Source organism: Streptosporangium nanhuense, from assembly GCF_059358815.1.
Genome location: NZ_JCADBG010000014.1, coordinates 220,072 through 233,564, shown reverse-complemented (window position 1 = coordinate 233,564; position 13,493 = coordinate 220,072). Strand labels below are relative to the sequence as shown.

At 71.9% G+C, this 13,493-nt stretch carries 12 protein-coding genes; 4 read left to right on the top strand and 8 right to left on the bottom strand.

What is annotated here, in order from left to right:
• The first annotated feature begins 146 nt into the window (after nt 1–146).
• Nucleotides 147–641 carry an SRPBCC family protein gene (locus AC5L38_RS26465; protein WP_495245517.1) on the top strand — a complete coding sequence of 165 codons (495 nt, stop codon included), beginning with the start codon at nt 147–149 and terminating at the stop codon, nt 639–641.
• Nucleotides 642–673: 32 nt separating this feature from the next.
• On the opposite strand, the gene AC5L38_RS26460 is transcribed toward AC5L38_RS26465, so the two are convergent.
• Nucleotides 674–1,495, bottom strand: coding sequence for a MerR family transcriptional regulator (locus tag AC5L38_RS26460; protein ID WP_495245516.1), 822 nt, complete (start codon nt 1,493–1,495; stop codon nt 674–676).
• A gap of 272 nt (nt 1,496–1,767) precedes the next feature.
• On the opposite strand from AC5L38_RS26460, the gene AC5L38_RS26455 reads away from it, so the two are divergent.
• Nucleotides 1,768–2,601: an SCO6745 family protein gene (locus tag AC5L38_RS26455; RefSeq protein WP_495245515.1), complete on the top strand. Its 834-nt coding sequence runs from the start codon at nt 1,768–1,770 to the stop codon at nt 2,599–2,601.
• A gap of 113 nt (nt 2,602–2,714) precedes the next feature.
• Here the strand turns inward: AC5L38_RS26455 and AC5L38_RS26450 are convergent, their stop codons facing one another.
• The 5 genes from AC5L38_RS26450 to AC5L38_RS26430 all read right to left on the bottom strand — a co-directional run bounded on the left by AC5L38_RS26450 (nt 2,715) and on the right by AC5L38_RS26430 (nt 9,524).
• Nucleotides 2,715–3,989, bottom strand: a complete 1,275-nt coding sequence (locus tag AC5L38_RS26450; protein ID WP_495245514.1) for a serpin family protein — start codon at nt 3,987–3,989, stop codon at nt 2,715–2,717.
• Between the two features lie 73 nt (nt 3,990–4,062).
• Nucleotides 4,063–4,698: a hypothetical protein gene (locus tag AC5L38_RS26445; protein ID WP_495245513.1), complete on the bottom strand. Its 636-nt coding sequence runs from the start codon at nt 4,696–4,698 to the stop codon at nt 4,063–4,065.
• A gap of 109 nt (nt 4,699–4,807) precedes the next feature.
• Nucleotides 4,808–6,193, bottom strand: a complete 1,386-nt coding sequence (locus AC5L38_RS26440; protein ID WP_495245512.1) for a selenium-binding protein SBP56-related protein — start codon at nt 6,191–6,193, stop codon at nt 4,808–4,810.
• A 305-nt stretch (nt 6,194–6,498) separates the two neighbouring features.
• A complete protein-coding gene (locus tag AC5L38_RS26435) occupies nt 6,499–7,773 on the bottom strand; it encodes a hypothetical protein (RefSeq protein WP_495245511.1) in 1,275 nt (424 codons plus the stop codon).
• Between the two features lie 707 nt (nt 7,774–8,480).
• Nucleotides 8,481–9,524, bottom strand: coding sequence for a helix-turn-helix domain-containing protein (locus tag AC5L38_RS26430; protein WP_495245510.1), 1,044 nt, complete (start codon nt 9,522–9,524; stop codon nt 8,481–8,483).
• A gap of 169 nt (nt 9,525–9,693) precedes the next feature.
• Here AC5L38_RS26430 and AC5L38_RS26425 point away from each other — a divergent pair, with 169 nt between their 5' ends.
• The gene (locus tag AC5L38_RS26425) at nt 9,694–10,173 is read left to right on the top strand and encodes a rhodanese-like domain-containing protein (protein WP_495245509.1); all 480 of its coding nucleotides are present in this window, start codon (nt 9,694–9,696) and stop codon (nt 10,171–10,173) included.
• Nucleotides 10,174–10,175: 2 nt separating this feature from the next.
• Here the strand turns inward: AC5L38_RS26425 and AC5L38_RS26420 are convergent, their stop codons facing one another.
• On the bottom strand, nt 10,176–11,024 hold the full coding sequence (locus AC5L38_RS26420; RefSeq protein ID WP_495245508.1) for a DUF6597 domain-containing transcriptional factor: 849 nt from the start codon (nt 11,022–11,024) through the stop codon (nt 10,176–10,178).
• On the bottom strand, nt 11,021–12,793 hold the full coding sequence (locus AC5L38_RS26415) for an asparagine synthase-related protein (RefSeq protein ID WP_495245507.1): 1,773 nt from the start codon (nt 12,791–12,793) through the stop codon (nt 11,021–11,023). Before AC5L38_RS26415 ends, AC5L38_RS26420 begins: the two co-directional genes overlap by 4 nt.
• Nucleotides 12,794–12,858: 65 nt before the next feature.
• Here AC5L38_RS26415 and AC5L38_RS26410 point away from each other — a divergent pair, with 65 nt between their 5' ends.
• Nucleotides 12,859–13,392, top strand: coding sequence for a TIGR03086 family metal-binding protein (locus AC5L38_RS26410; protein WP_495245506.1), 534 nt, complete (start codon nt 12,859–12,861; stop codon nt 13,390–13,392).
• Nucleotides 13,393–13,493 lie beyond the last annotated feature (101 nt).

The window sequence follows — 13,493 nt, the reverse complement described above, 5'->3', positions numbered from 1 at the left end:
GTCTCCTGCGACGCCGCCGCCCGACGTACCGGCGCGGTCTCCTGCGACGCCGCCGCCCGACGTACCGGCGCGGTCTCGTACGACGCCGCCGCCCGAATCCGTCCCAGGGCGGGGGCCGGGAGGCCGACAGGGATCGTGTACGGACGGTGATCGAGCTGAAGGTGTCGATCGACATAGACCGTCCGGCGGCCGAGATATGGCAGATCGTCGCCGACTTCGGCCAGGATCCCCGATGGCGGGCGGGCGTGACCACGATGGCGCCCGATCCGCCGGGCCTCGTCGTCCCGGGCACCACCACGGACGAGACCATGCGCATAGCCGGACGCGGCTTCTACATCAGCGGCCTGGTGACCTCGGTGGTGCCCGGGAGGGAGTTCCTCTGGCGGGGGACGTCGGGGATCGACGTCGAGGGCGGCAGGTCGGTCGTGCCCCTGGACGACGACCGGTGCCGGGTGACCATGTGGTTCCGGCTCCGCCTCCCCGGCCTGCTGCGCCTGCGTGCTCCCATGCTCGAACGCATGCTCAGGCGCAAGCTCCAGCAGAACGTCCACCGCCTCGGCGACCTGGTCACCGCGGACGCGTGGCGCCGTCCGCGGGGGGCGGCCACCTCGCGCGACCGCTGTCCCTGGTCATCGCGGTGACGGCGTTCGCCCGAACGCGGCCCGCGCGGTCGTCACGCCCGCGTGACCGTCATCTGTAGTTCGGTCACCCAGTTGTCGTAGTCGCCCGCCGGGCAGTCGATGGAGACCTCCCTGGCCAGCCCGACGCCGCGGTAGCCGTGCTCGTCGATCCAGTGGGCCAGAGTCTGGAACGTCGGGCCCACCTCATCCATCGAGCCGCGGTGGATGATCGTGGCGGCCTGCTCGATCTCCGGCAGGTCCACGATCGCGAAGTCGTGGTCGCCGCCCGTCTCCGCGGGGATCTCCACCCCGGCGTGCACGGTCACCCGGCCGTCGGTCTCGGGCTCGTAGCGGGCGATGCCGTATCCGGTGATCCTCACTCCGGCCGCGTCGACGCGCCGGCACAGGTCGGCGAAGAGGGGCTGGATGACGGGGCCGATGTCCTCGCCCTCGTAGCTGGCCGCGACGGCGGTGAGCTCCGCCACGCGTGTCGTGGGGATCGGCTTGAGAAGAACCTCTTCGGAGTGCATGTGGCCTTCCTTGGCGATTGTCGTGAGCCGTACTTCCACCCGGAGGAGCCGGGCCGTGTCCGCCGCGATCCGTTCCTCCAGCTCCGCGCGCCGCAGCCGCAGCATCCCGTACAGCTCCGCGGTGTCGACCCGCTCGTCCAGGATCGAACCGATCTGGCGCAGGGTGAGGCCGAGGTCCTTCAGGGCGATGACGCGGTTGAGCCGCGACAGCTGGCCGGCCCGGTAGAAGCGGTGTCCGCTGCCCGGGTCGACGTGGGCGGGCCGGAGCAGGCCGATCGCGTCGTAGTGGCGCAGCACGCGCACCGACACCTGGCCGAGCTGGGAGAACTCTCCGATACTGAACATGGTGCTTCCAGGTATAGGGGGTGACACCGTGTCAGCCGCAACCCTCGGATCTCGCCTCCGCCGCCCCTCCCGGGGCCCGGCCCGCGGGTGCGTACGGTGGCCGTGCTCCCGTCCGGCGCGGAGGGCGACGGGTGTGCCGTCGTTGACGGCTACTGGCGGGTAGGAATAGGTTCCCAGATACCAACTGGTCGGTTCGCAGGGGACGTCGGCCTCGCGCGACGCGAGACCGGGGCCCCGGCCGCCGGCTGTTCCGTTGACCCCCTGGAGGCGTGATGACCGACGTCCAGCTGGCCCGTCAATCCTGGCGCCGCCTGGAGCCCGTCCACGGGATGATCTACTTCGTGCCCGAGGCCACCGAGCGCTACGCCGCGCTCGGTCTCGACAGCCGCGCGGGTTACTTCGCCTCCCGGGGCGCGGCCTTCGGCGCCGCCTCCGCCGAGCTGGTCATCGCGACCTTCTACAACTTCCACCCCGCTCTCGTACGGCGTGCGCTTCCCGCCGCCTGGCAGGTCACGACCCCGGAGAAGGTGCTCGCGGCCCGTCTCGAAGCCGCCGAGGCGGCGATGCGCCGGGCCGGGATCCACGAGCTCGACACCCTCGCCGAGACGACGGAGCTCGCCGTCCGCGCCGCGGAGAGGGCGTGCGAGCACCCCCAGGGGCGCCCGCTGTTCGCCGCGCACGCCGCGCTGCCCTGGCCCTCGGAGCCGCTCCCGCGGCTCTGGCACGCCCAGACGCTGCTTCGCGAGTTCCGGGGCGACGGGCACGTCGCGTGCCTGCTGGCCGAGGGGGTCGGCCCGCTGGACGCGCTGGTCCTGCACGCCGCGACCGGGCACGTCCCCACGGTGTTCCTCAAGTTCAGCCGCGACTGGCCCGAGGAGGAGTGGGCCGAGGCCGAGGAGAGGCTGCGCGAGCGCGGACTGCTGGCCGGTGACGGGCTCACCGAGGAGGGCGCCGCGCTCAGGCAGCGGATCGAGGACCGCACCGACGAGCTGGCGCTGCCCGCGTACGCCGCGCTCTCCGACGACGAGCTGGCCCGCCTGGCCGAGCTGGCCCGCCCCTTCGGCCGGGCCGTGGTGGACAACGGCCTGCTCACCCTCTCCGGCTGAGGCCGCGGGGGTACGGGCCCTCGCGGCCGCCTTCGCCTTCGCCTTCGCCTTCGCCGGGCGGCCGGGTTCTCGCGGTCACCGCCCGGCAGGTGACCTCTCGCCGGGCGGCCGGCTCAGTTTCCCGCGGACGGGTCGCCGACCTGGCCGATGAACAGCGGGGCCAGCGTCGGCCGGTGGACGATCGCGAAGGCGAACGGACGGTCGGCGCGGACCTCGGCCTCCGGCGGTGCCGGGGCCGACACGGCGAAGGCGAGGCCGGTGACGGCGGCGGCCTCGGTACCCCACTCGTCGACGGTGATGTTGGCGCGGTGGATCGCCTGGTCGAGGTAGGCCTCCTCGACGATCCCCGAGTAGTCGTTCCCCCGCAGCCCCAGCTTCGCGAGCGGCTCCGCCAGGTCCAGGTTCGCGGAGAAGTCCCATCGGGGCATGGCGAGCCGCACCGGCCGCTCCTTGAGCCCGTTGGCCACCTGCGCCATCACGGCGGGGGAGAGCAGGTCGCCGGGGGAGCCGCCCGCCCGAGGCACGAGGACCCACATGGCCAGCTCCTCCCCGGCGTAGCGCAGCTCCACGGCCTGCCAGCCGGGCCCCTCCGCGTACGGGATGAAGCCGTCGCGGCGCATCAGGGGCGTGCGTGTCGTCGTACCGTCGGCGCGGGTGAAGGTGGCGCCCTCCTCCGGCGGGTCGGTGAACGGTGTCGTCCAGTCGGCCTTGAGATAGACGGCGTTGGCGATGACCAGCCTGGTCTTCGCGGGCAGGTCGTCGAACATCTTCTTGATCCGCCCGGCGGTCCGCTCCTCGGCCCAGGCGTTGATGACCTCCGCGGCGTCCCCGGCGAAGTCCACCTGGCGCACGCCCGTGCCGTACTGCGCCGCGAGCGTGCGCAGGAACCCCGGTTTGACGCTCAGCCCCTCCTGGGTGAACAACTCGTTGGCGATGCCCACGACCGGCGGCTCGGGGGCGCCTGCCTGGGCGTCCCGCTCCGCGTCCGGCTCGGGCGGGGGCGGCGGGTCGTCGGTCGTGACGATCTGCCGGGTGAGCGCGTTGAGGGAGGTGTGCGGACCTTCGGCGGGGAAGCCGAAGACCGCGTCGAGTTCGGTGGCAGTGTCCCCGGCGCCCCCGGTGTCCCCGGTGCCCCCGGCGGCTCCGGCCCTCGCCATGCCGAAGGCGTAACCGATGCTCAAAGGCGACAGGACGGTGTTGGCCCCGGGCTTCGCGGTCGCGGCGAACAGGGAGTGTCCGAAGGAGGTAAGACCACGTACGGTCTCCTCGACCGGGGGGTTCTTGGGTACCTCCCGCTTCACCCCCTTCGCGGTGATCGCGCTGGACTCGGTCATGGCACACGCCGAGAGGGCGGCGACGGCCAGCAGTGCGGGTAACAGTCGGCGCATGTTCCTGAGACGTACGCCGCCGCCGGGCGGTTCACCCGGTTCGCGTGCCGGCCGCTCCGCGGGGCGGGCGGCATCAGGTGAACGCGGCGAAGGCGCCCGCCCCGATGAGGGCGACGGCCCAGGCGAGATCGAGGTTGAACCACGCCTTGCGGAGCACCGCCACGCCCAGCCGCTCGTAGACGACCAGGGCCAGGACGGTGGTCGTCACCAGCATGGCCATCGTGTGCGTCCCGGTCGCCAGCAGGCTCTGCGAGGCCAGCGCGGCGGCCTCGTGCCCCTCGTGGCCGCCGTGACCGCCGTGTCCCCTGTGACCGCCGTTCAGGGTGACCGGGAGCACCATCAGCCCGGCCCCGTGGGCGGTGGCCATCAGGAACGACCACCCGGCCAGCTGCCACTTCGTCACCTTCATGCCGACCCAGCGGGGATGGCGCCGCCGCAGCAGCCGCCAGAGGCCGAACCCGCACACCACGGCCGCCACGCCGTACGAGACCGCTTTCGGCGGGGCGGCCAGCCTGGCCGCCGAGACCAGCCCGAGCGTGATCAGCACCGAGCCCGCGTGACCGAGCACGATGGGCGGCAGCGCGCGCAGCACCCCGTCGCGCGAGCGCTCCTGCAGCCCGAGCGCGACCGCGAAGAGCCAGCCCATGGCCGGGTTCAGGCCGTGGAAGGCGCCGAGCCCGGCCAGGATGAGCAGGGACGTCAGATCCATCGGACACGCCTCGCGGGAAGTGGGAAGGTGACCGGGATCGGCGGGAGGGCGGCGGGGGCCGGTGGGTCCGCGGCCGGGGTCACGGGAAGCAGAGACACGGGAAGCAGCGTCACGGGAAGCAGTAGGAGTCGGAGGAGGAGTCGCCGCCCTGCAGGCGGACCTGGTGCGCACGGCGGCCGTCGGCGGCGAAGTCGACGAGGAAGCCCGGGTCGAGGGCGATCGAACCGTCGTCGGCGATGTCCACCTTCGCCATCCAGCTGGAGATGCCGTCGGGGTAGAAGACATCGTCCCAGGAGCGGTAGAGCGAGTTGGTGAAGTAGACCCGCCGCCCGTCCCTGCTGGCCTCGACCATCTGCGGCCCCCCGTTCAGCGCCCGGCCCGGATCGGAGGGGTGGCCCTCGCGCCTGGCGATCCCGCCGAGCCGGACCGAGCCGGTCTCACGCGGGTCGAAGGGGTCGGAGACGTCGTACGCCTTGAGTTCGCCGGTGCCCCAGGCGGAGACGAGCAGGATCCGGTCGTCGAGCGTCAGCGAGATGTCGCTGACCAGCGGTGGTACCGCGCCGAACTGCTTGAGCGGCTCGGGCAGCAGACCGGGGTCGGCGGGCTCGGCCGGGATCGTGATCGTCTTGCGGGCCTTCCAGACGCCGTTGTCCAGATACCAGGTGAAGATGTTGGCCGACAGGTCCTCGACGTTGATCACGCTGTTGACGAAGCCGTAGGTCTTGGTCGGGTCGTGGGCCGGCCGTAGCTCCAGGGCCATCTGGTGCTGGTCGCCCAGGTCGATCTCCTGGAGGTGCCTGCGCTTGGCCAGGTCCCAGACGTGCAGCTTGTGGCCGTACTGCCGGCCGACCAGAAGCTCCAGCGAGGGCCCCGGCTCGATCTGGTTGGGGGTGCCCCACTCGCTGGTGATCATCGTGTCGTGCCCGAGGTGCCACCAGAAGTCGTAGTGCAGCCGCTGCGAACCCCGGTCGGCCTCCCAGCGGCCCTTGGGCTCGAAGGTGTCGTGGTCGAGCGTGAACACGCCGCCGGGCGCGTCGCCGTCCACGTTGCCGAGCGCGCTGACGTAGATGGCGTCGGTGCCGCAGTGGACGGTGTGCGGGCGGCTGTAGCCGGTCTTCTCGAAGATCGTCTCCGGCTCGATCGTCTTGACGAGCTTGGGGGACCAGGGATCGTCCTTGACGTCGAAGATGTAGATCCTGCTGGACCTCAGTCCGGGAAGGACCAGATAGCGCCGCTCCACGTGCGGGTGCGGCGCGTACGGGCACAGGGCCGCGCTGCACACGTTCCAGCCGAAGTGGTGGAGCTCGTCGCCGGGGACGGACATGTCGTGCACGTCGGCGATCGACCCGTTCGACAGGTCGATCGTGGCGAGCCCGTCCGGCCGGTCGTCACCGGTCGTGGCGAGCAGCGCGACGTAGGCGAGCTCCTCCTTCGGGGCCGCCATGGCTTCGCGGGCCGACGGGTAGAAGGTGGGATCGGGCTGAATGAGCGCCACGGTGAACTCCTGAACTCGTAGCCGGAACCGGTACCCAACTAATCATGTAGGAAAACTGCTTGTTGTCCAGAGGTCATGTTGCGTGACCGGCGTGGACGGGGCGTCCGTTGCCTGGTCCTGCCGGTTCGCGGGCCGGTGAACGCGGAAGACGGTCCGCGTGGGCGCGAGATCCTCCGGTAAAGGGTTATCGGCAGAAGGTATTAATGGAACGTTTCGGATAAGCAGAGAGGTGCGGGGCCATAATGCCCCGCACCTCTCCGTGTTTCAGTTGACGTCCGCCTGGCCCGCGCGGCCCTTTCCGGGTTTCACCTTTCCGGTCCTACGGACTTTCGAAGTGAACCGCCGGGCAGGGACGCGCCAAGCGACCTGTTTCCATGAGACCCCTTTTCACGGGGATCCTGGAAAACCTCAGCAGACTCGTACGGCCGCCGTCGTGCAGACCCTCGGGTGGGCCGCCCAGTAAACCGGGACGCCGACCACCGGGGCACTGACGACCGGGTAACCGACAACTGTTCCCCTGAGCACTGTCCCTCCGGCCGGACCTTGAGGTCCGATCGGACCCTGAGGTCCGACTGGGCCCTGAGGTCCTGCGGGTCCTTCGGGTCCGGGTGCGCCGTCAGCGCCTGCCGGGCCGGGTGCGCCGTCAGCGCCTGCCGGTCCCGCGGGTCCCTCGGGTCCTGCCGGTCCGGGCGGACCGGCCACACCATCGGCGCCATCGGCACCGTCAGCGCCTGCGGGTCCTTCCGGTCCTGCGGGTCCTTCGGGTCCTTCCGACCCCTGGGGTCCCTCGGGTCCTGCGGGTCCTTCAGGTCCGGGTGCGCCGTCAGCGCCTGCCGGTCCGGGGGCGCCGTCGGCGCCTGCGGGTCCTGCGGGTCCCTCGGGTCCGGGTGCGCCGTCGGCGCCTGCGGGTCCTGCGGGTCCTTCAGGTCCGGGTGCGCCATCGGCTCCGGGGGCGCCGTCAGCGCCTGCCGGTCCAGCGGGTCCCTCGGGTCCGGGTGCGCCGTCAGCGCCTGCGGGTCCTGCGGGTCCTTCAGGTCCGGGTGCGCCGTCAGCGCCTGCCGGTCCAGGGGCGCCATCGGCACCAGCGGGTCCTGCCGGTCCCTCGGGTCCAGGGGCGCCGTCAGCGCCTGCCGGTCCTGCGGGTCCCTCAGGTCCGGGTGCGCCGTCGGCACCAGCGGGTCCTGCGGGTCCCTCGGGTCCGGGTGCGCCGTCAGCGCCTGCCGGTCCAGGGGCGCCATCGACACCAGCGGGTCCAGCGGGTCCCTCGGGTCCAGGGGCGCCATCGGCGCCTGCGGGTCCTGCGGGTCCCTCGGGTCCGGGTGCGCCGTCAGCGCCTGCCGGTCCAGGGGCGCCATCGACACCAGCGGGTCCAGCGGGTCCCTCGGGTCCAGGGGCGCCATCGGCGCCTGCGGGTCCTGCGGGTCCCTCGGGTCCGGGTGCGCCATCGGCGCCTGCGGGTCCTGCGGGTCCCTCGGGTCCGGGTGCGCCGTCGGCGCCTGCGGGTCCTGCGGGTCCCTCGGGTCCGGGTGCGCCGTCGGCGCCTGCGGGTCCTGCGGGTCCTTCAGGTCCGGGTGCGCCATCGGCTCCGGGGGCGCCGTCAGCGCCTGCCGGTCCAGCCGGTCCAGCCGGTCCTGCGGGACCTCGGGGGCCCGTCAGGCCCCTGGGACCTGCGGGGCCAGCTGGGCCCTGGATCCCGTCAGGGATCCGACAAAGGAAGATGGGCAGGCCCAGCCACCTGCACAGCGGGATGTAAACCGCATCGCTCGCGGTCGGCCGTATTCCGCCATGGATGATCGATCCGGTGGTTACGACGTCCCTGGTGCGGATTACGGTGGGCAGGGCGATGAAGTTCGTACAAATGCTGGAAAGCAGCACGGGGCAGGGGTCACCCTGCACGCTTCCAGTGGATTGGATTCCGTTGTGACGAGCCAGCGCCGATATCTGAAGTTGCGAATCGGCCGAAACTGGGACAGGGGAGTGCAAGAGAAGGACGGCCCCGGCGAGCGCGCCGCCCGCAAGGGTCCGTTTCATGAAAGTAGACACGTGCGTTGTCTCTCCCCTCCTATTGAGAGAAAACGCTGTACGGCCATTCTTGGGGCGCCCGGGGGATAGGCGGGAGAAATATGGTTCGAACCTGGAATGGAAGCTTGATGGGGCGCTTGCGTTTCTTTGCGTTCCACGGATTTGAGTGTCTGTATAAAATCATAATGGCATCGTTATCCTGATTAGTCGGATAAGTGAACCACGGTAAGGTAAAAGGTAAATTACGCTAAGGGCTGCTTTCGTACTAAAGTTCGGCGGCCGGATCCAGCACCCCGGATCCGTGCGAGCTCGCGTGGCCGGACGGCACCGGGGCGCGGAAGGCCCGCCGGTAGGCCGAGGGGGACGTGCGCATCGCCCGGGTGAAGTGGTGACGGAAGGTCGCCGCGCTGTCGAAGCCCACCGCGGACGCGATCTCCTCCACCGGCGCGGAGGTGGACTCCAGCATCGCCAGGCTGGCTGTGACCCGCTGGGAGACCACCCACCGCAGCGGGCTCGTTCCGGTCTGCCGCCCGAAGTGCCTGATGAACGTACGCCGGGACATGCGCGCGGCCTCGGCGAGGGCGGCGATCGTGATGGGTTCGGCGAGGTGCTCCAGTGCCCAGGTCATCGCGGCCGCCATGGCGACACCGTCCTCCACCGGGGTGACCGCGGCCTGGATGAACTGCGCCTGCCCCCCGTCCCGGTGCGGGGGGATGACGAGTCTTCGCGCGACCTCGTTGGCCACGCCCGGCCCGTGGTCCTTGCGCACCAGATGGATCAGCAGGTCCAGCCCGGCCGCGCTGCCCGCGCTGGTCAGCACGTCCTCACCGTCCACGTAGAGCACGTCCGGATCGACGTCGACCCGCGGGAACCTCCGCTGGAGCAGGTCGGCGTACCTCCAGTGGGTCGTCGCCTCCCTGCCGTCCAGCAGCCCCGCGGCGGCCAGTGCGAACGCTCCCGAGCAGATGGACACGATCCGCGCCCCCCGGTCGCGGGCCCGCCGCAGTGCCGCGACCACCTCGCGGGACACCTCGCCGTGGACGTCCGCCACCCCGGGCACGATCACCGTGTCCGCGGCCGCGAGCACGTCGAGACCGTGCTCCACCCGCATCGTGAACCCGCCCGTGACCCGCAGGTCGGTTCGGGTCTCGGCGCAGACCGACAGCTCGTACCAGGGAACCTCCAGCTCGGGGCGGGCGATGCCGAAGATCTCGACCACGCAGCCCAGTTCGAAGGGGGACATGCCGTCGAAGGCGAGCACGGAGACGGTGGGGCGTGTGGCGCGGGGCACCGGCGGTGGGACGAACATGGCGAGATATTAACGATAAGCGGCATTTGTGCCACTGTCGGGCCCGGCATCGCGACCGGCACCATTACCCGTGTCGGGTACCGCTACCGGCGCCATCGCCCGGTCCGGGCGTCGCGGCGGCACGTTGCCCCCACCCCGGCCCTCGCCACCGCTACCTGAAAGGCCGCACATGCCTGTCACCGCTCGTTCCTCCTCCGCCGTCACCGCGGTACCGGCGGCGGGCAACGCCGACGCGCTGGCGCACTTCGCCGCGAGGCTGGCGTTCGAGACCGACGTGTCCGACGTCGCCGCCGACATGGCCGCCGGGGTCACGGACATCGTCGTGGTCGACTCCCGGAGCCGGGAGAGCTGGGACCAGGGCCACGTCAGGGGAGCCGTCCACCTGCCCACCGCGCTGGTCGCCGCCCGTGCCCGCTCGGTCGTCCCCGCGGGGGTGACCGTGGTGACCTACTGCTGGGGGCCGGGGTGCAACGGCGCCACCCGGGCGGCGCTGGAGTTCGCCCGGCTCGGTTACCCGGTGAAGGAGATGCTCGGCGGCTTCGAGTACTGGGCCAGGGAGGGCTTCCCCGTCGAGACCGACGCGGGCGTGTCCCGCCGCCCCGTCGACGCCCTGACCGCGCCGGTCTCCGGCATCGCCTGCGCCTGCTGACGTCACTCCGCCAGGCGGCGGACGTACGCGGTGGGGGGCATGCCGATCACGGCGGTGAAATCGCGGGTGAAGTGGGACTGGTCGCTGTAGCCGAGGTCGGCGGCCAGCCGCGACCAGTCGGTGGCGGGCCCGGCCCGCTCGGCGGCCTCGTGGATGCGGTAGCGGCGGATCACCCACTTGGGGGAGACGCCGACATAGTCGCTGAACAGCCGCTGCAGCTGCCTGACACTCAGCCCGTGCAGGGCGGCCAGGTCGCCGACGCGGACGATGGCCGGGTCGGCGAGCACGCTCGCGACGAGGTCCGCCGCCCGCTCGGCGACGGGGTCGCGGGCGGGGAGCCGCGCGAGCAGGAACCCCTCCAGCACCCGCAGGGCCTCCTCGTCGGAGGCCGAGGAGGCGGCCAGTACGGCGGGGATCACCGCGTCGGCGTCCGGGCCGAAGACCTGGGAGACCGGTGTGAGGCGATCGGTGATCGTGGAGAGCGGGGCGCCGAGGAAGGGGCGGAAACCGGCGGGCCGGAATCGGCTGCCGACCACGACCCCGGTGCCGGTCAGGACCTCCAGGTAGTCGCCGGTGATGACCCCGGCCACCCGGGAGTCGTGCTCGTGGAAGACCAGGTTCACCGACGGGTGGGACACGATCCGCTGCTCGTACGGTTCGGCCAGCTCCCAGCGGACGATCCAGTGGTGCTCGACGAAGGGGGCGAGGGCCGGGTGGCACGCGTGGCGCCCGTAGCGGAACCTGGCCGCCCCGAAGTTCAGGATGCCCCGGGTGTCGTCGGCGGGCGCCCCCGTCCCACCAGGGGAGACCCCCGCCCGGGGACCGGGACCGGGACCGGGTGGGCGGCTCACGACGGGATGGGGATGTGGACCCTCGGCAGACCCTCCGGCTCCTTGCCCGGATAGTCGCCCCCCAGCATGGTGGCCACGGTGTAGAGGTGCCAGGCCTGGTTGGGCTTCTTCAGGACGGGCTCGGCGAACAGCTTGCGTACCTCGTCGGGCTTGACGACGGGCGCCAGCAGGTCCAGGCGGCCGAGGACGTGGTCGCGGATCAGGCCGGTCAGCTCCACGCCGGGGCTGGTCCGCCAGTTCCAGCCACCGCCGCCGGTCCTCGGCGCGGTCAGCACCTGCGGCCTGCGCTGCCAGGGGTAGTAGCGCCTCCCCACGCTGAACCGCCACGGCTTGCCCTCGACCGGGATGTCCCTGAGCGAGGGGGCCAGGACGCCGAGCAGCTCGTAGATGACCTCCTCCGACAGACGCCAGGTCTGGTCGAGGCCCAGTGCGGCGCGCACCACCCGGTTGTCGAGGAAGGGCCAGATCTGGTCGCCCCTGCGCAGCGAGCCCGCCCGCGCCCCCGCGTGCCAGCGGCCGACCTTGTAGGAGATGTACATGTGGTCGAGCGCCTCCAGCGGAGCCCGCTCCCGCCACGGCCCGGCCAGCTCGCGGGCGTGCTCGTTGGCCTCCTCGGTGAACAGCGCCGGGTCCCGCAGGAAGGTCACGTCCACCCGGCGGCGCAGCGCCTTCTCCGTCAGGTCGGTCTGGAGCAGCAGCAGGCCCCCCGCCCGCAGGATCTCCCCGCTCTGCCCTGACATGGTCGGTTTGGCGCTGTAGGGGAGGTAGCCGACGATCGACTCGTACGCCGACGTCATGCCCTCGCAGGCGCGCAACGTCTCGTAGGCCCGCGCGAGAGGGTGCTCGACGACGATCGCGTCCTTCTTCTCGGCACGGGCCGGCGGGATGACGGTGTGCTCGACGCGGAGCGCGCGGGCGATCCGCCCGGCGATGATCACGTCGGGGTGGGTGTCCAGGCCGTTGGTGGTCGCGCGCAGCGGGATGCCGGCCGCGTGCAGTGTCGCGGCGATCAGGCGGCTGTCCCTGCCGCCGGTGAGGGCCAGGTTCACCGGCTCCCCGGCCGCGCGCAGCGGCTCCACCGTGGCCAGCAACGCGCTCGCCAGCTCGCCGACCAGCTCCTTCTTCCCCCTGCGCGACGTGGGCGCGGGGACGGCGGAGGGGAGCGGGGTCGTGGCGATCGTACGACGGCCGCCCCTGACGGTCACCGACGAGGACGGCGGCAGCGCGCTCACCCCGCGGTAGGGCGTCTCGTCGGACAGGAAGTATCCCTGCCTGACCATCGACTGCAGCGCGAGCACGTCCCACTCGACCTTGTCACCGCCGCCCGCGAGGTGGACCAGCAGCGCCCGGCTGCCGATCACGTGCACGTCGGGGGTCTCGGCGTAGTAGACCGGGCAGACCCGGTGGATCGCGGTGGCGGCCGACAGCTCGTCCTCGGTCGCCCGGAACGCCGAGAAACACCCGCCGACCGCCTCGGTGTCCAGGGTCGGCATGGCCGCCAGCAGGTTCACGTCCCCGGGCGCGGCCAGGTAGCCGTTCACCCCGGTCACCCGGTCGTGCCCGGTCTCCAGCAGGGGAGGCTGCCGGGAGTCGTCGGGCTCGTTGGTCCAGGCGAACACGGAGACGCCCGGCCGGTGCCACTCCCGGGACCTGATGACCTCGGGAGGTACGGGGAACGCGGTGTCGATGGCGCCCCTGACGGTGTGCAGCATCGCCTCCGGTACACCGGTTCCCGGATGTTTGGCCGCGAGGCCGAGGTACACGCGCATGGTGCAGGATCATATGTCGCGTTTTTTCAAGACAGCTGTGAGCCCGGCTCGACAGCATGGCCGTCATGAACGAGATGCTGTCACGCGCCGTCACCGGTGCGGCGGCCGTCGCCCGCGGCGTCCGCGACGACCAGCTGGGCCTGCCCACCCCCTGCGACGGCTTCGACGTCGGGGAGCTGCTCGGCCACCTGGCCTGGACGGCCGCGATGTTCGAGGCGCTGGCCCGCCGCGAGCAGCCGCCGCCGCAGGACGCCGATCACGTTCCCTTCGCGGACCGGGCCGACGCGGTGCTCGCCGCCTGGTCCGCACCCGGGGTGACCGAGGGAGACAGTCCCACGTTGGGGATGCCCATGGCCCTGGTGCTCCAGATGGTGCTGGGCGACATGGCGATCCACGGCTGGGACCTCGCCAGGGCCACCGGCCAGGACTACGCGGTGGACGCCGCGACCGGCGAGGCCGTGGCCGCCTTCGTCGCGGGGATGGCGCCGCAGGGACGACAAATGGGGGTCTTCGGGGAGGAGGTGCCCGTGGCGGCGGACGCCCCGCCGTTCGAGAGGGCGCTCGGGCTCAGCGGGCGGGACCCGGCCTGGAGACGCTGAAACCCCGATCACGCGCCGAACACGGTTTGCGCTCGCTTGGGTCAAGCTCCCGGCGGACCGGGGGGAGGAGTCGTCGTAGGGGATGACACGCATCCCCAGGA